The organism is Paenibacillus yanchengensis, assembly GCF_042684845.1.
Lineage (GTDB): Bacteria > Bacillota > Bacilli > Paenibacillales > Paenibacillaceae > Pristimantibacillus > Pristimantibacillus yanchengensis.
On the sequence record NZ_JBHUMH010000058.1, the window covers coordinates 59,672 to 81,407 of the forward strand.

General features: G+C 40.0%; 20 protein-coding genes. 5 read left to right on the forward strand and 15 right to left on the reverse strand.

Annotated features, from left to right (window positions below; genetic code table 11):
- Nucleotides 1-20 precede the first annotated feature (20 nt).
- Entirely contained in the window at nt 21-1,394 is a 1,374-nt protein-coding gene (locus tag ACFSTH_RS16010; RefSeq protein WP_377769889.1) for a PH domain-containing protein, read from the forward strand.
- 313 nt (nt 1,395-1,707) lie between these two features.
- On the opposite strand, the gene ACFSTH_RS16015 is transcribed toward ACFSTH_RS16010, so the two are convergent.
- Together ACFSTH_RS16015 and ACFSTH_RS16020 are read right to left on the reverse strand one after the other, a co-directional pair.
- A complete protein-coding gene (locus ACFSTH_RS16015) occupies nt 1,708-2,814 on the reverse strand; it encodes a transposase (protein ID WP_377769890.1) in 1,107 nt (368 codons plus the stop codon).
- Between the two features lie 570 nt (nt 2,815-3,384).
- Nucleotides 3,385-3,885 (reverse strand): CYTH domain-containing protein, encoded by a 501-nt coding sequence (locus ACFSTH_RS16020; protein ID WP_377769891.1) that lies wholly within the window; start codon nt 3,883-3,885, stop codon nt 3,385-3,387.
- Nucleotides 3,886-4,035: 150 nt separating this feature from the next.
- Between ACFSTH_RS16020 and thiD the strand changes: the two genes are divergently transcribed.
- Nucleotides 4,036-4,887, forward strand: coding sequence for a bifunctional hydroxymethylpyrimidine kinase/phosphomethylpyrimidine kinase (thiD, locus tag ACFSTH_RS16025; protein WP_377769892.1), 852 nt, complete (start codon nt 4,036-4,038; stop codon nt 4,885-4,887).
- Between the two features lie 236 nt (nt 4,888-5,123).
- Complete coding sequence (locus ACFSTH_RS16030) at nt 5,124-5,534, forward strand: DUF2500 domain-containing protein (protein ID WP_377769893.1); 411 nt, start codon at nt 5,124-5,126, stop codon at nt 5,532-5,534.
- A gap of 81 nt (nt 5,535-5,615) precedes the next feature.
- On the opposite strand, the gene hisJ is transcribed toward ACFSTH_RS16030, so the two are convergent.
- The 3 genes from hisJ to ACFSTH_RS16045 all read right to left on the reverse strand — a co-directional run bounded on the left by hisJ (nt 5,616) and on the right by ACFSTH_RS16045 (nt 8,160).
- Nucleotides 5,616-6,446 carry a histidinol-phosphatase HisJ gene (gene hisJ / locus ACFSTH_RS16035; RefSeq protein WP_377769894.1) on the reverse strand — a complete coding sequence of 277 codons (831 nt, stop codon included), beginning with the start codon at nt 6,444-6,446 and terminating at the stop codon, nt 5,616-5,618.
- Between the two features lie 192 nt (nt 6,447-6,638).
- Nucleotides 6,639-7,256 carry a nitroreductase family protein gene (locus tag ACFSTH_RS16040; RefSeq protein WP_377769895.1) on the reverse strand — a complete coding sequence of 206 codons (618 nt, stop codon included), beginning with the start codon at nt 7,254-7,256 and terminating at the stop codon, nt 6,639-6,641.
- Between the two features lie 37 nt (nt 7,257-7,293).
- Nucleotides 7,294-8,160 (reverse strand): VOC family protein, encoded by an 867-nt coding sequence (locus ACFSTH_RS16045; protein ID WP_377769896.1) that lies wholly within the window; start codon nt 8,158-8,160, stop codon nt 7,294-7,296.
- A gap of 237 nt (nt 8,161-8,397) precedes the next feature.
- On the opposite strand from ACFSTH_RS16045, the gene ACFSTH_RS16050 reads away from it, so the two are divergent.
- A complete protein-coding gene (locus ACFSTH_RS16050) occupies nt 8,398-8,808 on the forward strand; it encodes a hypothetical protein (protein ID WP_377769897.1) in 411 nt (136 codons plus the stop codon).
- Between the two features lie 108 nt (nt 8,809-8,916).
- On the opposite strand, the gene ACFSTH_RS16055 is transcribed toward ACFSTH_RS16050, so the two are convergent.
- From ACFSTH_RS16055 to ACFSTH_RS16080, 6 genes are read right to left on the reverse strand one after another with little or no spacing between them, the layout of a single operon-like run.
- Nucleotides 8,917-9,423 (reverse strand): SRPBCC domain-containing protein, encoded by a 507-nt coding sequence (locus tag ACFSTH_RS16055; protein ID WP_377769898.1) that lies wholly within the window; start codon nt 9,421-9,423, stop codon nt 8,917-8,919.
- Between the two features lie 12 nt (nt 9,424-9,435).
- Nucleotides 9,436-10,941, reverse strand: a complete 1,506-nt coding sequence (larC, locus tag ACFSTH_RS16060; protein ID WP_377769899.1) for a nickel pincer cofactor biosynthesis protein LarC — start codon at nt 10,939-10,941, stop codon at nt 9,436-9,438.
- Nucleotides 10,938-11,639, reverse strand: coding sequence for a nickel pincer cofactor biosynthesis protein LarB (gene larB, locus ACFSTH_RS16065; RefSeq protein WP_377769901.1), 702 nt, complete (start codon nt 11,637-11,639; stop codon nt 10,938-10,940). Before larB ends, larC begins: the two co-directional genes overlap by 4 nt.
- Nucleotides 11,636-12,478: an ATP-dependent sacrificial sulfur transferase LarE gene (gene larE / locus ACFSTH_RS16070; protein WP_377769902.1), complete on the reverse strand. Its 843-nt coding sequence runs from the start codon at nt 12,476-12,478 to the stop codon at nt 11,636-11,638. The genes larB and larE overlap by 4 nt, the downstream gene beginning before the upstream one ends.
- A gap of 20 nt (nt 12,479-12,498) precedes the next feature.
- On the reverse strand, nt 12,499-14,016 hold the full coding sequence (locus ACFSTH_RS16075; RefSeq protein ID WP_377769903.1) for a gluconokinase: 1,518 nt from the start codon (nt 14,014-14,016) through the stop codon (nt 12,499-12,501).
- Nucleotides 14,013-15,290 carry a lactate racemase domain-containing protein gene (locus tag ACFSTH_RS16080; protein ID WP_377769904.1) on the reverse strand — a complete coding sequence of 426 codons (1,278 nt, stop codon included), beginning with the start codon at nt 15,288-15,290 and terminating at the stop codon, nt 14,013-14,015. Before ACFSTH_RS16080 ends, ACFSTH_RS16075 begins: the two co-directional genes overlap by 4 nt.
- Nucleotides 15,291-15,634: 344 nt before the next feature.
- Here ACFSTH_RS16080 and ACFSTH_RS16085 point away from each other — a divergent pair, with 344 nt between their 5' ends.
- The gene (locus tag ACFSTH_RS16085; RefSeq protein WP_377769905.1) at nt 15,635-16,627 is read left to right on the forward strand and encodes a LacI family DNA-binding transcriptional regulator; all 993 of its coding nucleotides are present in this window, start codon (nt 15,635-15,637) and stop codon (nt 16,625-16,627) included.
- 42 nt (nt 16,628-16,669) lie between these two features.
- On the opposite strand, the gene ACFSTH_RS16090 is transcribed toward ACFSTH_RS16085, so the two are convergent.
- Genes ACFSTH_RS16090 through ACFSTH_RS16105 form a run of 4 tightly spaced genes read right to left on the reverse strand, consistent with a single transcriptional unit; the run spans nt 16,670 to nt 21,623 of the window.
- Nucleotides 16,670-18,100 (reverse strand): ABC transporter ATP-binding protein, encoded by a 1,431-nt coding sequence (locus ACFSTH_RS16090; protein ID WP_377769906.1) that lies wholly within the window; start codon nt 18,098-18,100, stop codon nt 16,670-16,672.
- A gap of 19 nt (nt 18,101-18,119) precedes the next feature.
- Nucleotides 18,120-18,965 carry an ABC transporter permease gene (locus ACFSTH_RS16095; RefSeq protein WP_377769907.1) on the reverse strand — a complete coding sequence of 282 codons (846 nt, stop codon included), beginning with the start codon at nt 18,963-18,965 and terminating at the stop codon, nt 18,120-18,122.
- Complete coding sequence (locus tag ACFSTH_RS16100; RefSeq protein WP_377769908.1) at nt 18,962-19,957, reverse strand: ABC transporter permease; 996 nt, start codon at nt 19,955-19,957, stop codon at nt 18,962-18,964. The genes ACFSTH_RS16095 and ACFSTH_RS16100 overlap by 4 nt, the downstream gene beginning before the upstream one ends.
- Before the next feature lies 1 nt (nt 19,958).
- The gene (locus ACFSTH_RS16105) at nt 19,959-21,623 is read right to left on the reverse strand and encodes an ABC transporter substrate-binding protein (protein WP_377769909.1); all 1,665 of its coding nucleotides are present in this window, start codon (nt 21,621-21,623) and stop codon (nt 19,959-19,961) included.
- Between the last annotated feature and the right edge of the window lie 113 nt (nt 21,624-21,736).

A 21,736-nucleotide genomic window follows, 5' to 3' on the forward strand; every position in this document is an offset into this window, starting at 1 on the left:
ATAGGAGGTTTCTAAAAACAATGTTGCTATTTATTATAGCCATCATCATATTAATAACTATGTTTGGTATCTACATACGCCAATCTGTGCCACACAAACAGTTGTGGTTCGGTGTCACACTGCCGGAGAAAGCTCTGCAAGATGACAGATTAAAACAATTGCAAAAAAAATATACGATACTACAATTCGTATATATTCTTCTTGCTTTGTGTTCTCTCCTTCCATTATTTTGGATCGATAGCATCTCCATGTTAGCATTACTATACTTTTTCATTTGGTGTGCAGTACTTTACTTAACTGCTCCGTTACCTTATGAACATGTACATTATCAAGTTATTGCTATCAAAAGAGCAGAAAAATGGTTTGGTTCTTCAAAACGACTCCGCTCTATTAAAGCTGACATCCAACGCTTATCGCAAAAGCAACCAGTACCCATTTACTTGTACTTATTGCCACTCGTGATTAGTGTTCCACTTTTATTTTTGGCTGCCAATAGTGAATTCCCATTGGCTCGTTACAGTGGAATTGCGGCTTGTACTATGATTGCCATTATCTTTATTATTCAATTTTTCTTTACTAGCAAAAAACAACACCTTTACAGCCGTAATCAACAAGTAAATATCGCATTAAATCAAACCTCAAAGCAGTACTGGTCTATTTTATGGTTGACTCTCGCTGGATTTGAAGTCATTAATGCCTATGTCGCCTATTTCATTCTCTCGCAAGGTATTTCCTTAACAGATACCGTCTCTATTAGTGGCATGATCGTAATATCACTCATTCCATTAATCGCAATTTATACTACCTATAGAAAAATTCGCACATTAGAACTGCGCTATGCGCATACCGACGGAAAATCAGACCTTGTTGACGACGACGAATATTGGCAAGCATCTCTTGTTTACAACAATCCCGACAACAAAAAACTATTCGTGGCAAAACGTCTAGGTAGTGGCGCAACTATTAATGTTGGAATAAAAAAAGGACGCTGGTTATACGCTGCAACACAATGTATAACGCTACTTTTAGTGGTCGTTTTCTTGTTTGGTTTCGCACTTCATGAAATGCAACAACCTACGTTAATTATTGATCATAACGACACCATTGAAATAAATGATACGCAATACGGCTACAAATTTTCCATTCATGATATTGAAGAAATTAAACTTGAAGATAAAATGCCCACTGGTTTCCGTTCCAACGGCATTGCCACCAATGAATATGCAAGGGGCAATTTTAAATTGCACGAACTAGGGCAAGCAAAAATGTACATTTTCAAACAATCATCACCTTATATCGTCATTAAGCTTCCTGAGCTTTACATTGTATACAACGAAAAAGAACCCGATAAAACAAAAGAACTATTTCAACAATTAATCACTCAAATAGACTAACTATCTTTTCTAAATAGGAGCAATAGCAATCAATATCCGCTGGATCGAACTGGATTGATTGCTCCTGTTCCTGTTCCTGTTCCACTTCTAATCTACTCTAATTCTTTCCCTTACCGTTAACTGTATTCCATTTCCACACCTTTATGGCTTATCCCCTTCACTCAGCATGCGTGAGTAATTCCCTTCAAACTGAGGGAGTAATTATCCTACAATAGACCATGGACTGTTTATACTTTATGTACTCACTGTGCTCTAATTGCTTATCTACTCAATCTACTCTATCTATTTAATCTGCACTATTTGCAATAACTACTCAATTTGCTCTAATTGCTTTATGTGCTTTATAAATCATACTGAGTTTTGATAAACGATGAAATATAGAATATTGATGAATCGTAGCTTCATAGTAAAAGCACATCTCATTAAAATAAAACTGAAGATACTTGTTTTTGATCGTACCGTACGTTTGAATAAATCGACGTATCATGTAGTCAAATGCTTTCTGTACTGCTCGTCTCTGACGATAGCTCATTCGAGGTGCATGTGTAATTTGATCTGGAGAAATGTGTTTTTCAAAATGTAAATGCTTGTACGTTGCTACGTAAGGAGAAGATACCCTATCAATTCCTACCATATGCGTAGTTGGAATAAGTTTCAATTTGATGTGTGTAATTAGCGGATCGTGAGTGTGCTTGTGAGAATATGTAGAACTATTAATCGATGAATTAGCGCCAGCTTTACCAACATTAGAATGATTAGCCACATCTGCTTGCATTTGTGGGCTGTTCATCTCGAATCCGATCATCACAGGTTTATGCTGCGGCGCACGCTCAAACATAATTCCACAAGTATGTGAATTAGTTGTAAATGTCGGTGTAGATGAAGTTTTTTCATCAGTGTCTACAGTATCCATTTTGTTACTATGATCCATCGTTTTACCTAACAATTCAAAAAAATCGGCTTGGCTAATAGCTTGTCGCACTTTTCTATGCAGTGTCCAAGCTGTTTTATAAGTTACTTGTAGTAGTAGGTGAAGTTGAAATGCGTTAACTCCAATTTGATCTAAAGATAAGAAAAAGAAAGCCATTAACCATTTTTGAAGGGGCAAACGGGATAGTTCCATTATCGTATTAGCGGTGAGAGTAGTTTGATGATAACATTGATGACATTGATAAATAGGCATTCTTCTCGTCAAAATTTTGGTGCAGTTAGGATAGTTGCATTTGGGACAACGAAAACCATCTGGCCATTTATGGTCGTACAAATATGTATAACAAGCATTTTCATTCGGAAATTGTCGCAAAAATAATCGCCACTGCTCAAGTAGTTTTTCTGTAAATGGATATTTAAATAAATGAAAGCGATCTCGAATATAGGTAACTCGAAACAAAATAGCCAGTATATCATTTTCCTCAATCACAACTACCCCTCCCCTACATCTACATCTACTGCTACTGTTACTGTTACTGCTACTGCTGATATCTACTACTTCTGCTTCTATGTTAATTTTGATTTCGACCTCTACTCAGACAATAAATCATTAGTCATTCCAATTGAGAACTTACGTTCCCATATATCTATAATACAGAACAAATGTTCCTGTGTCAATTGTTTTTATTCGCTCCATTTTCGCTAACATTTTATTTTTGTATTATTGTTTAGTTTATATTAGGAATATTTTGTAATTAATTACACCGTTTCATATGAGCAGAGGCAGATTGATAAAATTAACGGGATTGGCAATAGTGAGGAGACTAATAGCACTGAAGGAACTTATTAAGGAAACTATACAATAGCATTTGGATTTTTATGGTACTGAGCGAATGGGATACGGAATAAAAGGAGTAAAACGGCACATACTCGTCTGTAGTTTCATAATTTAACCAGTTCAAATATTTTTAAAATTTTAATTTAAGTGTAAATGACGGAATATACTCTTCTGTGGATAGAGTGTTATTCCGTCTGAACGACAAGTGGTTTCTAGCTAGTTTTATGGTCGAGGAAGTTGTAGTTGTTTCCATACTTGTTTGTTACTATATTGCCATGCGTCGCTAATATCTTGACCGAACCAGTCTGGTTCTACAAAGGATTGAGCAGCTTCAACTGAATCAAATTCAACTTCAAGCACGGTCATCTGCAATTGATCGTAGACATCAATCTCCACTGTTTTATCTAAAGCATGAGCGGTTATCCGTTTTTTAGTTAAAGGTATATAGCCAAATGGTTTAACTAACTGTTCGTATATAGCATCCGATATTTCATATTCAACTTCTTCTCTAACAAGGCCATTGCCTTTTTTAAAAGTTTGCGTATAGCTTGTTGTTTGTTCTCCTAAAGAAGTAATTTTACGTACACGAATTTCCTGGTGTTCGTCGATTGCCAAATATGTTTGTTCGATAATTACTTCAGAAATTATTTTTATTTGATTATTTTGTAGCAATTCGTCTAGTGACTGTTGTAGCAAATATTTCCGTTCGATTTCAAGTGCCATAGTAAGCACTCCTTTCTCTAAACTTCTGTTAAGGTAGTAATAGTAATTTTGTCGGTTCATTGCAAGCTTGACTAGTATCATTGTAAAATATGTAGCAGTAACGTTACGTGGATTTTCATTCCCTATCATTTTATAAGTGAGGTGCCTTTTTTGCAACAAACGGATTTTCGAGCACTTACTATTGCCGGTTCAGATAGTGGTGGTGGCGCAGGAATTCAAGCGGATATAAAAACATTTCAAGAATTAGGCGTGTATGGTATGTCTGCTATAACTGCCGTAACTGCTCAAAACAGTCTCGGCGTTCATCATATTCATCCAATACCACTTACTATTATTGAACAACAACTACACGCTATAGGCAGTGATATGAACCCAGCAGCAGTGAAAACAGGCATGCTCGTTGATGCTGCCACTATTGAGCTAGTCGCTACAATGAGCAAGCGATTTCGTTGGAATAACGTAGTAGTTGATCCGGTAATGATTGCCAAAGGTGGAGCTTCATTGTTACAACAAACAGCTTTACAAGCACTCATCCAACACTTATTGCCTATTACTACCGTGATCACTCCAAACATTCCAGAAGCAGAAATACTAACAGGATTAACTATTAATACATTAAAGGATCGAGAAAAAGCAGCTTCCAATTTCGTTCAAATGGGGGTAACGCACGTCTTAATTAAAGGGGGGCATGATGAAACAAATACGGAGCATTCTGTTGATCTTTATTATGATGGACAATCATTTCATTATTTATCAGGTCAACGAGTAGCAACTAAACATACTCATGGGACGGGCTGTACATTATCCGCAGCAATTACTGCGCAGTTGGCTCGCCAAAAAAAACCATTAGAGGCGATTCATAAAGCTAAAAAATTTATACAAGCAGCAATTGAACATGCTTATCCGATTGGAGCAGGGCATGGCCCGACAAATCATTTTGCTTATAATCAGATGAAAAACAAAAGAAAAACAGCAACAGGAAATCATATCCAACATTTGTAATGAAACTGAAATATTACTTTCATCACTTCTTAATGAAGAATGTCTATACTAGTAATTGACCCCCTTTTTTATAATATATATATAATTAGACCCACGGCCCGTTGCTAGTGGGTCACTTTTTTGTTTTAAATACCCTAATTTAATCATTATATTGTAATTACTATTTTTTATTGAAACATTTTACATTATATATCCGTAATATATTATAATCAGCTATTATTTTTGGAGGGATTATAATGAATTCATTCGGGTTCAACGATGGTATGTTTCAGTCATCTTTTTCGTTTATGTTTGTTATTTTTAATATTGTTTTTTTGGGGATACTTATTGCAGCAATATCTTATTTCGTCAAAAATATTACCGCTCAAGAAGAAGTTTTATTTGCAACCGTTGTCGATAAGCGTACTCATGTCAAGCACTCATCTAATGCTCATCATGACAATATTGGAGCAAATCATTCCACTCACACAAGCTATTACATCACCTTGCAATTTGAAGATGGTCAACGAAATGAACTGTTAGATATAAAAAACTTATATGGTCTTCTCATCGTGGGCGATCAAGGATATGCCTCGATCAAAGGTGATTGGTTAAAAGGCTTTGAGCGAGTACCTCAAGCTTCTAATCCCACACAACATACATATTAATCAAAAAAACTCCTATTACGATGTCAGCTGCAACAAAGAACCTACGCAAAGACATGTAAATAGGAGTTGCGATCTCTTCCATTATTTTTGCAAATAAAACTGTTCAAAATAATCATAACCAAATCCGACCTGTTCAGGTTTATGCGAATCTGATCCATATACACAAGCTATATTACGCTTACGGCATTCCGCCAAAAACCATGCTGGTACGTAGGCTTTTCCGCATGTTGGTACACGCAAACCTGCTGTATTCACATCAACAGCTACCTTTGTTCCTTCTAATAGTTCTAATATGCTTCGCAAGCGCTTCTCCGTTTGTGCATCGTCAATCGATGGCAATGTTGTGCTGAATTTTTCAATTAAATTAAGATGTCCAATTCGGGTGCGAATAGGCAACTTGGCAGCTCGCATAATCGCTTGCTCGACATGATTATAATATTCATCCACCAATTTCTCCATCGTTCCATAATGGGCAAGTATATTTCGTTTAAAATCATCCGGTGTAAAATCTATACAGCGCATCCCACCAACACCTGGTAAATAATGAACAGAATAAACAACATCTTCGATGGAATTATGCCACTTATCAAGAATACGATTCGTATAATCAGCATGATCTGGCAAATAATCCACTTCTAATCCGACAGTTACTTCTATTTGATCAGCAAATCTTTGTTTCATATCTGCTGCATATGCAAAATATTGTTCTAACTCTTGTTCTGGCATTGCTAATTCAGCCATCAATTGTGCATCATCGATATAATGATCTGGCAAAGAAATATGCTCGCTAATCGTATAACGCTCAAAGCCCAACGCAATGGCACGATTAATGTATAATTCCTGTGCCGCATCGCTTCCATGATAACAAAATTTCGTATGAGTATGCCCATCCCACTTTATCAAAATATACACTCCCTCAAATGTAAACTATGCACTATTCTCTAACATTTTGATTATCAATTCATCCTAGCATCCCTTTATCGAAAAGTCACCTATGGCGACAGGACGGACCCTATTTATTAAAACTAACCGTTGAACGTAAAATACGCCGCAATCTGCGGCGTACAAAATAGATTAGCTGCACGTAAGTTACAGCTCATCTCATTATTTAATTATTTTCAAACGCTCTTCAATAGGTTGGAATTGCTTCTCTCCAGGTGTCGTAAGTTTTTTACCGAATGGCATCTGTGCAAGAAGCTTCCACGAGTTCGACAAGTTCCACTGTTGTTTTACTTCGTCATCAATTAGTGGATTATAATGTTGCAACGAAGCGCCATAACCTTCTGAATCCAATGCTGTCCAAATAACATGCTGTAGCATACCACTTGATTGTAGCGACCAAATTGGAAAATTATCTTTGTACAAACTAAACTGTTCCTGCAAATTTTCAATTACTGCTTGATCTTCAAAAAATAGAATCGTACCATAACCTGCTGCAAAACCATTCATTTTTTGTTGAGTTGCATCAAAATTATCTGCTGGAACGATTTTACGCAACGTCTCTGTCGTAATTTCCCATAGCTTACTATGCTGCTCTCCTAACAAAACAACAACACGTCCGCTTTGTGAATTAAACGATGAAGGTGTATGTTTTACCGCATGAGTTACAATTTGTTGTAATCGCTCATCTGAAATGACCTGCTCATTACTAATAGCATAGTGCGAACGGCGATTTTCTATAGCTGTCAAATGATCTTGTTTCGAAAGTATTGCTTCTGTCATCTCTTACTCCTCCTAATATTTATCTGTGAATAATTGATTACTTTGCTACATAAATTAGTATGCCGATCCGATTCGGATCGTATGTGAAAATGCTCTGAGCTTCTCTTTCCAAATGTGCCCCATCTGCTTCCAAACGTGCTGCTATTTTTTCCAATTCCGCTTCATCCGGAACAATAATGGAGAAATAAGCAATCCCAGTACCGTTCGGTGGTGTAATCGGAGCATTTCGCCCTGCCCATATATTGAGCCCCAAATGATGGTGATATCCACCCGCAGCTAAAAACAACGCACCCATCCGGTTCAAAAAGTCAGCCTCTACTGTAAAGCCAATTACCTCTGTATAAAAACGACCTGATTCCGTTATATTAGAGGCGTGGAAGTGAACATGCCCGATAACTGTTTGTGCTGGCATTCCAGTCCATTCTTTCCCTTGCGCTAATTGTAAAAGACCCTTCCAATCAATTGGAATAGTAACCATATTCACATTGCCTTGTGTATCATATTCCCATTCTTCACGCGGACGATCTCGATAAATTTCAATACCATTGCCATCTGGATCAGCTAAATACAAAGCTTCGCTAACAATATGATCCGCTTGCCCAACGGATATACCTTTGTTGACCAAATGTTGCAAAGTAACAGCTAGCGCCTCTCGAGTAGGTAGTAAAATAGCAAAATGATACAAACCACTCATCGAACGTTCCGGAACGATAATAGCATCAGCAACTTGTTGCAATATGACAAGTGCGTTCTGACCATCTACCGTCAAGTAAGCAAGTTCTCCTTCCCGACGTAGCAACTTCAAACCGATAACTTCTTCATAAAACGTAATCGAGCGTTCCAAATCACTCACTTTAAGCTTTACTTCTCCTAACCGAATATTCGGATGCAACACAGCTGTCATTACTTTCCCTCCATTAAACAATAGCTACTGAAATTTATTAAAACCTTGTCACTGAATAAAAAAAGTAATGTTACTTACTTAATTATATGTAGTATACTATATATGTTACACACATTTCAACTTTTTTATTTACATAAAAATATAAAATTAAAAGGTAAAAAATAAAATATACTCTTTCAACAGAAAACTTGCTATAGTCTGGTAGTAAAGAAAATCAGAATTTATGGAGGGAATATTTTGAAAATACGTTTAACTGTTATTGAATATTTGGGTATCATCGGTTTGCTTATATATTTTATAACGATAGTTGTCAGACGATATGAAATTATTGATAATAGTAATTTTAATTTGTTTTGGTTTGCGCCTAATTTTGGTGGTGCATGGTTTACAACAGCTCTGATAAAACAATTTTTTTCCCCTGTTGGAACTAACAAACCTATTTCATCAATAGTTTTTAGTATCAAAAGTTATGCGATAATTTGTTTTGGGGTGGTAATTTTAGCTATAATAAATGAATATGCCTATTTGTTAAACACAAGTGGTGCATTTGATATAGTTGATGTTATTGCTACAATTGTAGCTCAAATTTTAATATTTACATTACCTATAATTAGAAAAGAAAAATGCTTAGTTGAGTATGCTGAGTAGACAACCAGATAATTTTAAATTTTCGCTCTAACCATATACAAAAAACCGATACGAGGAATGATCCTACAAATATCGGTCAACTACACTGTGTTACATTGATAATCATATTTAGATAGCCATGGCACTATACTTATCATACAATTGCTTCCAGCGTTCTTTTCGCCACACGTTTATGTCATCTTTGCTCATTTCTCCATCGAGTAATAATGCAATAACATCTAAACACGTATGCCAGCCAGCAACATCTCTCGGTGTATGTTCGGTCCAACTTTTTATATACTCCACCCATTTCAATTGACAAGTAGTAGGTGAACTCGATTCCACTTGAAAGGAAACTTGATCTTGATCCCAAGTAAAAGCTATCACTTCATGATGGCTATACTCGAGTATTGTCATTTCCTCATTAAGATCATTTCCCATATCGAACCGAATAATGCCACCTGTCTCCAAATGATCTATCGAAAGCTCCGGAAACCACAAACACAGCTTTTCATTATCTACAAACATTTGAAATACTTGTTCTAATGAATGGACATATGGTTTAGATAGTGCAGCAGTATATGAAAACGTATCATTCTCTTGATCTACTCTCGATATATGAGCTAATTCCATCATCTATTCCTGCCTTTACAATTGTTGAAAAACAGCCTGATATACTTCCTCTAACGTTACTTGATGCAATTTTGCCGCCCGGTGAACATCTTCGTATTCTGGAGATTGCTTCATTACCTGCGTACCTTGCAACGCTTGTTTTACTTTTATCGCACCAAATGCGGTTTGAACTTCGATCCACTGTCTTTTTAACGCAGTCCGCTGCCACGTAGAAGAACGAACACCAATCGTTGTCGTTTCTCGAAATAGTATTTGTTCCAGTTGCTCTTTACTTGCTTGCTCACTTAAAACTGTTATCAATACGCCTGGGCGATTCTTTTTCATATAGACAGAAGTGTAATAAACATCTAAAGCACCCGCAGCAAATAAAGCTTCCATCGTATATCCAAGCGCTTCTCCAGTCATATCATCTACTTGCGCTTCAAGTATATGTATCGTTTCTATCCGCTCTTCCGTACGTATAGTAGCTTGTTCATTGATCAATATCGCTCGAACTACATTCGGATGGGCAAAATTTTTCGTTCCCGCTCCGTAGCCAATCCGTTCCATCGTCCCTGCCGGAATTGTCCCGTAAGAAGTTGCTAAAGCTTTCACTATTCCCGCACCAGTCGGTGTTGTCAATTCTCCTTCAGCTGTAAACGCCGACAACGGTACACCACGCAATATTTCTGCTGTAGCAGGAGCTGGTACAGGATAAACACCATGAGCAATTTTGATGCGACCAGTTCCTACCGGTACTGGCGACACCATGATTTTGGCTACTCCCAAACTTTCTAGCGCCAAGCAAACACCGATAACATCAATAATCGAATCCATTGCACCCACTTCGTGAAAGTGTACTTCTGCTGGATCTACGCCATGGATTTTGCCTTCTGCCTCAGCGATTACAGTAAAAATAGCGACACTACGCTCTTTTACCCGCATTGGCATCGCCGATTGTTCGATCATAGCAATAATATCCGCTGCTTTACGATGATGGTGGTCATGATGATGATGATGACCGTGGTCATGCGGATGGCTATGTTTATGATCATGCTCATGGTGATGATGACCGTGATCATGCGGATGACTATGTTCGTGATCGTGGTCATGATGATGATGACCGTGATCATGCGGATGGCTATGTTCATGAGCGTGGTCATGATGGTGATGACCGTGATCATGCGGATGGCTATGTTCATGAGCGTGATCATGGTGATGATGACCGTGATCATGCGGATGGCTATGTTCATGAGCGTGGTCATAATGGTAATGATCGTGATCATGCGTATGGTTATGTTCATGTCCATGATCATCAAGCTGCAAGTTCAACCATAAGGAAGTTATGCCACGACGATCGACTTTGTCGAATGACATTTCGAAGTGATCCAGTGGCAATTGACGTAACTGCGTTACCACATAATCAACATCAGCCCCAATGTCTACTAAAGCTGCTAGTGTCATATCGCCGGCAATACCGGATATACAGTCCAAATAAAGTGTAGTTGCCGCCTTATTTTCTATCATTGTCGTTTTACTCATGCGCCTTCCTCCATTAATTGTAATATCATCGCCGCTTGATAGCCTGCCCCAAATCCGTTATCTATATTAACGACACTAACGCCAGCAGCACAAGAGGTCATCATCGCAAGCATCGTTGTAATTCCTTGTAAATTTGCACCATAGCCAATCGAAGTAGGTACAGCAATAACCGGACGACGTACTAATCCACCAACGACGCTGACTAGCGCTCCTTCCATCCCCGCAACGACAATAACGACACTAGCTGCTTGTATCCGCTCTTTTTGACTTAACAGTCGATCTAATCCTGCAACGCCAACATCATAAATGCGATCTACCGTTCCGCCCATCCACTCAATTGTTCCTGCTGCTTCTTCGGCAATTGGAATATCAGTCGTCCCTGCCGTCAGCACAGCTACTTTGCCTGGTAATGGAATAGATGACTTACCATAACTCAGCAACTTACTTGCTTCATTATAAATGGCATTCGGATATTGTTGCAGTAGTGGTGCTGCCATTTCCGGCTGTAGCCTTGTTACCAATGCACGCTCATGATGGGCTACCAATTTTGCAAAAATAAGCTCTACTTGCGGCAATGTTTTGTTCATCCCAAAAACGACTTCTGGATGCCCTGTCCGTCGCTCACGATCGGTATCGAGTTTACAAAATCCCAGATCATCAAAGTTATTCAAATTCTGCCCATTATTCTGCTGCTTCATCCGCCAGTCCTTTCCTGTTCTGTAAGCATTTGATTCATACTACCGCTACGGTATCCTAACAAATCAAGCGTTACATACAAAAAGCCTATTCGTTTTAATTGTTTCGTAATTGCTTCTGCTTGTTGAAGCACTACTGTCATCTCTTGCGGTTCCACTTCAATTCTGGCAATTTCGCCATGACTGCGTACACGTACTTGCTTCAGCCCATTTTGTCGCAAATAACGCTCCGCCTGCCCTACACGATCCAGTTTTTCAATCGTAATCGTTTCTCCATAAGCGATTCGTGACGAAAGACAAGCAAACGATGGTTTATCCCACGTTGGCAACTGAAATTGATGAGATAACGCCCGTATTTCTTCTTTGAACAACTCCGCCTCCTGCAACGGTCCACGCACGCCTTTTTCTTTGGCCGCTTTCATTCCCGGTCGATGTTCATTCATATCATCTGCAATTAATCCATATACAATATGCTTATAAGTGCCGTCCACTAAAAAAGGCTCCAAATGATCAAATAAACTTCGTTTGCAAAAGTAACAACGGTTCGAATCATTTTCTTTGTAACCAGGTATTTCTAGTTCCGATGTAGCAATAACTTGATGTTGTACTTTAAGCAGCTCTGCTAACCGTACAGCTTCCTGCAACTCCTCCGAAGGATACGTTTCCGAATCAGCCGTTACTGCTATTACTCGTTCCTTTCCTAACGTATCAATCGCTGCATGTAATAACAACGTACTATCTACTCCACCAGAAAAAGCAACTACGACGGACTCCATCTCACGAAGTATCGCTTGTAATCGGTCGTATTTCTCTTGCAATATTTGCTGTGCTACAGTAGTCATGAACGAACCTCCTATTCCCATTAAACTGATAAAGTTGTTTGCTGTAAAACAGTCATATGGGACATTGCATCTTTGAGCGAGTAATATAATTGCAAATAAGTCGGAAGTAACTGACGATAAATACGATGGTTATTACTATCCGGCTCATACGTTGTACCACTCATATTATCCCATATACATAACTTCCCTTGCTCATTGTTCATCGCATAGATTCCTAGCTGTGCTGCTCCAAGCCCCGAGCTTTCTACAACATCTGGTACAAATACAGCGACACCCAACATATCTGCCATCATTTGACACCACAACGGGGAACGTGCAAACCCGCCAGAAGCTCTAATTTGTTTTGCTACTGTTCCCTTTTCTTCCATCATGGATACAATCGCCAATAATTGAAATAAAACACCTTCTAACGCTGCCCGCATCATATGCTGCTTGGTATGAGCAAGCGTTAATCCGAACATAACACCTTTTGCTTCAGCATCCCAAAATGGTGCTCGTTCTCCCGACAATAGCGGCATAAATAATAATCCATCTGCTCCTGGTGAAATTTCCGATAATCGCGGTAATATTTCCGATAACGACTCCCCATTAAACCACTGCTCAGCTGCCCATTCAGCTACAATTGCCCCATTATTTGATGATCCACCAACTAGCCAATACCCTTCCGTCAATGCATAGCAAAACAATCTACCTTCTTCATCAAACGTCGGTTTATTCGTACATGCTCGCACAGCACTACTTGTGCCAATAGTAACAGCTACTACGCCATCTTCTAACGCACCAATGCCCAAATTAGCTAATACACCATCTTGCGCTCCTAGTACAAAAGGGGTGGTCGTACTCAAATGCATCTGCTCAGCAATCTCTTCTTTCAAGCCCGTTACTTTGAACGTTGTTGGAACAAGCGGTGGTAATTGCGCCATATTTAAACCCAGCCAATCTACTGCTTCCTTATCCCACTCTAGCTTTTCCAAGTTAAACATCCCTGTCGCACTAGCAATAGAATAATCCATCCACGGTGTACCAAACAACTGCAAAAAGATATATTCTTTAATACCGATAAATTGATGTGCTTCTGCAAATAATTGCGGCTCTTTTTCTTTGAGCCAAACTAGCTTCACAAGCGGTGACATCGGATGAATCGGCGTACCTGTCCGCTTATAAATATCTAGACCAATACCATGTTCCAGCATAGCTTTTGCTTGCTCAGCACTGCGCTGATCCGCCCATGTTATACTTGGTGTCAACGGCTGACCCGCTTCATCGATAGCAATTAAACTATGGTTCGCTGAACTAAACGTTACACAAAGTACATCATCCGCCTGCCAGTCCCCTTGTTCCATTACAGCAGCAATTGTCGTTACACATGCCTCATAAATTTGCTTAGGGTCCTGCTCTGCATATCCCGGTTTTGGCGTATAAAGTGGATACCGAACTGAGTGACTCGCAAGCACTTCTCCTTGCCCACTAACAGCAAGTGTCCGTGTACTAGTCGTTCCCAAATCAACAGCAAGAACTATTTTTTGTACTTCATTCATTTCAACAAATATCCTTCCTCATCAAAGTCCCATTCATATGGTCCTTCTATAATTTCTATTTTTTCGATCTGTTTTGCTTCTTCTATTAACGCTGCTGATATTTCAATCGTACCTAAATGAAGGGTATCACGAATACGAGCTAATTTACAGGTAGAATAATCTAAAATGTTACACGTTTTTACTGCTGCTTTAATAGCATCCATATCGTTTGCCAATGTCGTTGCTTGCTTCGTCGGCGCACAAACCGTTGATGTTAAACCATTAGCATACGTTCCTGGCCAATCCGTTTTACTTACTAAACGACTCGTTGTAAAGTCAGCTGTCCCTACCCCATTCGCGTTCCCTTTTGACTCTGGTGTCAAATCCAGTACGACCATTTTGTTCACTTCTGGACCACCGTGCGCATATGGCGTTGGGTAACGTCCAGTAACGTTAGGATCAGCACCATCACCACTAATATTTTTCCCAATATAATCAATGACAAGCACATCCAGCTCTGGAAACATAATTTGTGGCAAACGACTTTTCGCTTCCTTCAACAGCTCTATTTCACGTGCTTCCATTTCCTCTGTTCCTAGCACTTCAATCCGGCATATTTGATCATATGCATTTTCTACAATCGCTACACCAAAAACAATCGGCAGCTTTTCAATCATCACTTTTGCCATAGCTGGTACATTTTCTGCCATATATTTAAAGCCGAGCTGGTGACATGCTTCCGCACCTTTTTGTTTACCAAGCCCGATGGAAATCATTTTAAAAATACCGCTTTCAATCGGTCCGCGAAAAGCAGTATGCGGTTTGATTCGATTGATGACTACGATAGCATCTGCCTCTGTAGCAGCAATTTTATCACAATAAATTGGCAATCCGTTTGGTAAACGATCAAGCTCCACCACTTCCATTGATGATCGTACAGGGCAACCCATTCTTTCTTCATCAATCCCAAGATGCGCTAACACCTCTGTTTGCCCTTCCGCAGTAGCTCCACCATGACTTCCCATACAAGGAACAATAAACGGTTCGGCTCCCATCTTCTGTAGCTGCTCGATTACTGTTTTCGTAAGCTCATCAATTCTCGAAATACCGCGGCTACCAACAGCTACCGCCACACGTTGCCCAGCAGTAATACTAGTAACCGCCTGATGCGTTTCCATTTGCTCTACCAATACCGCTAACGGATCTGGTAAGATGGTTGCATCAAACGTTTGTTTAATTGTATACATTTTCGGAAGGGGAATATGCTCCACCAATTTTTTTAAAATATCTGTCATTATTTATCACTCCTACATTATTTTTTACTACAGGAGAACGGTTGTTTTTATGTTTTTAACAACGTTGTTAATGTCATCTTAGCGAAAAGCTCATCTGCTGTCCAGTTTTTTAAACGAGAAACTTTTTGTTTGAGGAATTTACTTATCACATAATAAACACTCATATAAACAACAGCTTTCCTTTCCCGCATTACTGTACTATTATTAGTATAACTTCGTTCGATCAATGACATAAATTAAGCTAGCTTACAATAATTTCGTAACTGAGAAAATTCAAACATACGGTTAGCCTTATTATAACAAAGTTCGTTGTTTTTTTACTAGATATTGTCTGGAGGTTCATCATGGTAACAATAAAAGATATTGCTGAAGAAGCAGGGGTAAGTTTCTCCACTGTCTCCAAAGCATTACGCAACAGTCCGCTCGTCAAAGATAAAACCAAAAAGCACATTTTACAAATTGCCGAGCAGCTCGGGTATCAGCCTAACATAGCTGCCCGCAGTCTCGTCTCCAAAAAAAGCGGAGCTATCGGTGTCGTTTGGCCTTCCGTAGAAAGAGCAGCTCTTTCCTCATTATTAACAGCACTGAATGACACGCTAGAAGCAGCCGGTTATACCGTATTGCTTTCTATAAGTAATATTGAAGCGGCGCTAGCTACATTCTATCGCTTTCAAGTCGATGCGATTATCGTTTTTGGCGATGAAGTAAGTCATCAATTAATGGAGAGTGTTACACCGCCTAATACACCGATCATTACATACGGTGCTGCCGATTTTTCGGCATGGTCTACCGTTGATGTCAGACGAGAGCAATCGATCCGTCTAGCATTGCAACATTTAACAGCACTCGGTCATCAGAACATTGCCTATATTGGAGCATTGGAAGTAGCAGACCCACTGCAAACCGTTAAAGTGGATGCTTTCCAAGAAGAAGCAACAAAGCTAGCGCTTCCTCTTCATTCTCATTCCATCGTGCCTATTACTGGGCTACAAACCTATGATGGCTATGTAGCAATGAAGCAACTACTTGCAAGTCCGCATCAACCAACAGCTGTTATTAGTGGCGGGATCGATCTCACTCGTGGTATTCTTCGTGCTACATCCGAAGCTAATCTACTTGTGCCCAATGATCTTTCAATCGTAAGCTATGATAATATTCCGCAAATGGAAGAATTCGAAGTTCCGATGACAGTCGTTGGCGTTGCTATTTCTACTATTGCCAAGGCGATAACAAATACCGTCAATGCACTAGTGGCAGCACCAAAGCAACATACAACTGTACACCTAGAACCAGAACTAGTTATCCGTACTTCCACTAGTGTTCCAAAAAAACAATAACACAGCTACAATTATACAGTTGTTGTTTCTATCTATTAATTATCATCCACGCTGTAGTTGAGCAATGGTTACCACTCGTGTACATACTAGCTGTAGCAACGCTTCATCGTGGCTAATGACAACAATTGTCATTTGACGCTCCTCGGCAATAGTTAGCACTTGTCGCCATAGTTGGGCTTGCGTAATAACATCCAGCATTGCTGTCATCTCATCCGCAATTAGTAGCTTTGTTTGCGGATGAAGCGCCCTGGCTATATTTATCCGTTGCAACTGCCCACCAGACAACTCATGTGGCCATCGTTCTAACCATTCCGGTTCTATGCCAAGTTTTGTTAACGTAGCGGCATCCGGCTCCCAACTCTCTGCCAATGAATCACACAATCGTAGTTGTGGATTAAACGCCTTTTCTGGATGCTGTAAAATAAGCTGTACTGGATGAGATTTCCGCCCTTTTTCCATATCACTATGTAATGTAATGTTCCCAGTTTGTACTTTTATATGACCGGCAAGCAATCGTGCAAGTGTACTTTTTCCGCTGCCACTCACTCCACTTAAACCGATAATTTCTCCTTGATAAATGGTAAGCTGTACATCTTTTAGCACCGATTGCTTTTTTTCATACTGATAGCTTAAATGTTCCACCTGTACTAATTTATTGGCAATAATGCTATGCTCACTACATTCTTTATTTGCTTGGATTTGTACTTTGTCTTGGACTTGCTCTTTCGCTTGATGCCAGCGCTGTTGCTGCAAAAGCTCATTTTGTGGCAGTGATGCCCATAACTGTTTCGTATACGGATGTTTTAATTGCTCTCCAAGACCTGCAAAAGCACTTCCACTGACGGTCTCCACCATCATTCCTTCATGAAGCACCACCACTCGATCGGCAATTGCTGCTACCGCTTCCAAGTGATGAGTAATCATCAGTACTGCTGTTCCTTGTTGTGCCAGCTGCACTAACCGATCGAGAACTGTTTGCACAGCTATAGCGTCCAGACCCGGGGTTAATTCATCTGCAATAATCAGTTTAGGTGGAGGTGTTGTTACGGTAGCCATAAAAACTTTGCGCATCATTCCACCGGATAGTTGAAAAGGATATAGTTTCGCAGACGCTACGTCAACTTCTTGTAGCTGTACTTTGCTGAGCTGCTGCTCTACTGTCATTAGCGGATTCAAATACGAAGTCGATTGTGGAACAAATCGGATGGCTTGCCCACGCAAACGCTGCCACTCCGCTTCATGTAACAATTTTCCTTCATAACGAATCTCGCCACTACAAATAGCATTATGCGGAAGTAAACCGATAATAGCATGAGCAAGCAAGCTTTTTCCCGCTCCACTTGCTCCTATCAGAGCAACGATTTCCCCCGCATTCACTTGCAAATCTAATCCTTTTACTACGGGTACGATCTCTTGTTTAAACATAGAACGATAACGTTGAAAAGCAATCGTTAATTGATGAACATTAAGCAAAATAATCTATCCCTCCCCTTCACTTTTGCGATTGTCTAGCTTGTAATAACACTCTACTGGCTTCTCCCAAACGATCAAATGAACGGACGACCAGTAATAATAGAGCGCCAGGAAATACAGCTAACCACCAATGACCAGTAGTCAAATAACGCATTGCTTCCGATAAAATAATACCAATCGCTGGTTGATGAGGGGATAAACCTAACCCAAGAAAAGTTAATGCCGCTTCATGCAAAATAGCATGTGGAAATAACAATATAAAGCCAGTAATGATCTGTGGAATGACATGAGGCAGCACATGTTTTCTTGCTATCCACCATCTACTACGCCCAAATTGCTTAGCCAATACAATATAATCAGCCGTCATTGCTTGCATCGCTTCCGCTCTAATAATCCGTGCTAATCCTGCCCAGTGTGTCACCATGATACCAATTACAATACCCTTCATCCCACCGCCGCACACAAAAGATATTAAAATTAATAACACGAGATGTGGTACACTCATAAGTAAATTAATGATACTTGTAATGAATCGATCTACTACTTGATTGGAAACAGCAGCAACTAAACCCATAACAACGGCAATAACAGTACTAATCGTAGCGCCGAGCAAACCAACTTGTATACTTAATCCAAGCCCTTTTAACGTTCTAATTAGCATATCTCTCCCAAGCCAATCCGTCCCAAATAAATATGCCCATGATGGTGCAACATTACGCACGGTCAAATTAGTCATTGTCGATTGATCCGGAAGAAGTACACTGACAACTAATATAGTAAGCAGTAATATAGCTGTTGCTCCTGTCCAAACGACTGCTTTTCTCCTTCCGTTCCAATAAGACGCAACAATCGTCTTCCTATTCATCCTTTGCCTCCTTGCCGCAACAGACGAATACGTGGATCAACCAAACCGTACAATAAGTCTGCCATCGTGTTACCAACGAATACGAATACAGTAGAAAAAATAACGAGCCCTAATAGTAAAGGTACATCGCCGCGTAATGCTGCTTCAATCGTTGCTTGCCCCAACCCGGGATAGGAAAATACTTGCTCCACCAATATAGCACCGCCAAACAATTCACCAAACGATGCAAATTGAACCGTCAGTGCAGGCAATAACGCATTCCGCCATATATGACGGCGGTACAACGTTATTCCCCGTTCCCCTTTCGCTCGTGCGTATAACACAAAATCACTATCTAAAATGTCAATCATCTTCTGCCTCGTATGCAAAGCAAGCGGGGCAATGCCAGCAATCGCAAGCGTTGCGCTAGGCAACAACATATGATAGATTTTATCCCACACCGTAATATTACTAGCCAAAACGCCTGCCGGTGCAGCCAAACCAATCGGAAATAAACCTAGCCATACAGCGCCCACAAGTAGCATTAACAATGCTACCCAAAAGAGCGGAGCCGAAGCTAACGTATAGCATATCGTTCGTAATATCCGATCTAACCATTTATCCCGCTGCATCGCCGCAATAGAACCGATCATAAAGCCCACTATACCAGCTATCACCCAGCTACTAATCATCAAGGCTACAGAACTCACGAATCGTTCGCCGATGACTTCTGTTACCGGCAGTCGATAAATCGTTGACGTTCCCAAATCTCCTTGAAGAAAAGCAGCCGACCATTTGCCAAATTGAATAAGTGGCGGTTCATCCCAGCCCCAATAAGCAGCAATCGCCGCCCGTTGTTCTGGACCAACGCGCATCATATCCGCTCCGATATACGATTGGACTGGATCAATCGGTGACAATTGAATTAATATATACGTAATAACAATCGTTGCAATTAGCAGTAACACTAATCTTAAAGCCTGTTCTCCAGCCCATTTCAACCAATATATCATCTTAATTGTCTACCCATTTCCATTGATCAATATTATCGGTAACTGGCCAACCATGCCCATGCGGTTGAATTCGTTGCTGACCAATAGCAAGCTTTTCATCCACCAAATACAAATGTTGCAAGTTAACTAACCAAGCCCACGGTGCATCACCATTCGCACTTAATCCGGTGCTACCATCCCATTGCGCTTTTTGCCAGTAAGGTAACGCCGCTTCTTCACTAGCAGCCATCAACGCTTTCTCCATCCAACGATCGACTTGCTCGTTACTGTAATGACCGGTATTAAAAAAGTCTACACCAGCGTAGCTACTACTATAAATATGGTAAGTTTCGAGCGGATCATGACTGCCCCAGCCCATCATCATCGCATCCGTATACTTATGCTGTTCCATCATCTCCCAGCTTTTCCCTTCCACTACTATATCAATACCAATCGCCCGCACCATATCTGCTACTGCTAACGATAAAGATTGACGTGTAACATCGCTTGCAGGATAAACTAGCGTAAAACGAGCCGCTACGCCTTCTTTTTCCACAATCCCGTCACCATCACTATCTTGCCAACCATGTTCAGCTAACAGTCGTTTTGCTTCCTCTACTTGTCCATCGGCAAATGCAGTCTCCGGATTACCCCAAGGTAAACCATCGACATTAGAATAAGCAGGCGTTCCATATCCATCCAATACACCATCTACTAAAACTTGTCTATCTACTGCCAAATTAATTGCTTTTCTTATAGCCAAATCATTCGTTACATCGTTGCCAATCGTCACTTCGTTTTTCTGTTGGACAGCTGTGTATGGAAATACAATGCCTCGGTTATCTACCGTATTTAATTTTTCCAAACGCATACCAGCTACTTGCTGCTCACTAAATGAAGTCGGAATATAAGCCATATCTGCTACCCCTGTTTGTGCTGCGACAAAAGCAGCATCCGCTTGCAAAAACAAAAATGTCAAATGTTGAAAATACGGTTTGTTACCATAATAATATGGATTAGCCGCTACAATTAGCTGCTGGCCTTTATCCCACTGTACAAACGTAAAGGGACCTGATCCTACCGGTTGTTGACTGTAAGTTTCATTATAAAGATGCTTCGGTACAATTCCTAATGTCACTAATACATATTGAAAAGACGATTGCGGTTGCTCCAAATAGAATACAACTTCATTATCACCTATCGCCTCCACGTTGGTTAAATTAGTAAGATCGATAGTTGATCCACTACGCTTTGCCATCTCAAATGTAAACTGTACATCTTCCGCTTGCAGCTGCTCTCCATCCGAAAATAACACATCATCACGTATCGTAACGGTCCATTTGCGCCCATCATCACTCACTTGAAAAGAAGTAGCCAAATCATTTACTATTTTCAAATCGTTATCCCGTTTAAACAACGTACTTTGAAACAAAGGAGAACCGTACATTCCCCAGCCCGTAATCGGATCAAATCCACTTTCTGGCTCTGAACCAATTGCTAATACTAACGAATCTTTTGAATCCGCTGTATTTACTCCTTGTCCTTGCCTGTCTTTGTGTTGCTTTGCTGCTTCATTCGCTGCGTCTTTCGATTGTCCGCCACAAGCGCTAAGCATCACTATAACAACTAGACAACTCATAAATATCTTCCAAAAATAACGATTACTAGTCTGCTTTAAAGTATTCATTACATTCTAATCTCCATTCATCGTTACTTAACAACGTTGTTAAAATGAGATGCTTACAAAAAAAATGCATTTGTATCGCATCTTTTCCATAAGCTGTTATCACTTTTACACTG

What these genes read in the sequence shown, in the direction of transcription:
- ACFSTH_RS16010 (WP_377769889.1), top strand. Translation starts at nt 21, where the DNA reads ATGTTGCTATTTATTATAGCCATCATCATATTAATAACTATGTTTGGT.
- ACFSTH_RS16020 (WP_377769891.1), bottom strand. Translation starts at nt 3,885, where the DNA reads ATGGCACTTGAAATCGAACGGAAATATTTGCTACAACAGTCACTAGAC.
- ACFSTH_RS16030 (WP_377769893.1), top strand. Translation starts at nt 5,124, where the DNA reads ATGAATTCATTCGGGTTCAACGATGGTATGTTTCAGTCATCTTTTTCG.
- ACFSTH_RS16040 (WP_377769895.1), bottom strand. Translation starts at nt 7,256, where the DNA reads ATGACAGAAGCAATACTTTCGAAACAAGATCATTTGACAGCTATAGAA.
- ACFSTH_RS16045 (WP_377769896.1), bottom strand. Translation starts at nt 8,160, where the DNA reads ATGACAGCTGTGTTGCATCCGAATATTCGGTTAGGAGAAGTAAAGCTT.
- ACFSTH_RS16055 (WP_377769898.1), bottom strand. Translation starts at nt 9,423, where the DNA reads ATGATGGAATTAGCTCATATATCGAGAGTAGATCAAGAGAATGATACG.
- larC (WP_377769899.1), bottom strand. Translation starts at nt 10,941, where the DNA reads ATGAGTAAAACGACAATGATAGAAAATAAGGCGGCAACTACACTTTAT.
- larB (WP_377769901.1), bottom strand. Translation starts at nt 11,639, where the DNA reads ATGAAGCAGCAGAATAATGGGCAGAATTTGAATAACTTTGATGATCTG.
- larE (WP_377769902.1), bottom strand. Translation starts at nt 12,478, where the DNA reads ATGACTACTGTAGCACAGCAAATATTGCAAGAGAAATACGACCGATTA.
- ACFSTH_RS16075 (WP_377769903.1), bottom strand. Translation starts at nt 14,016, where the DNA reads ATGAATGAAGTACAAAAAATAGTTCTTGCTGTTGATTTGGGAACGACT.
- ACFSTH_RS16080 (WP_377769904.1), bottom strand. Translation starts at nt 15,290, where the DNA reads ATGACAGATATTTTAAAAAAATTGGTGGAGCATATTCCCCTTCCGAAA.
- ACFSTH_RS16085 (WP_377769905.1), top strand. Translation starts at nt 15,635, where the DNA reads ATGGTAACAATAAAAGATATTGCTGAAGAAGCAGGGGTAAGTTTCTCC.
- ACFSTH_RS16095 (WP_377769907.1), bottom strand. Translation starts at nt 18,965, where the DNA reads ATGAATAGGAAGACGATTGTTGCGTCTTATTGGAACGGAAGGAGAAAA.
- ACFSTH_RS16100 (WP_377769908.1), bottom strand. Translation starts at nt 19,957, where the DNA reads ATGATATATTGGTTGAAATGGGCTGGAGAACAGGCTTTAAGATTAGTG.
- ACFSTH_RS16105 (WP_377769909.1), bottom strand. Translation starts at nt 21,623, where the DNA reads ATGAATACTTTAAAGCAGACTAGTAATCGTTATTTTTGGAAGATATTT.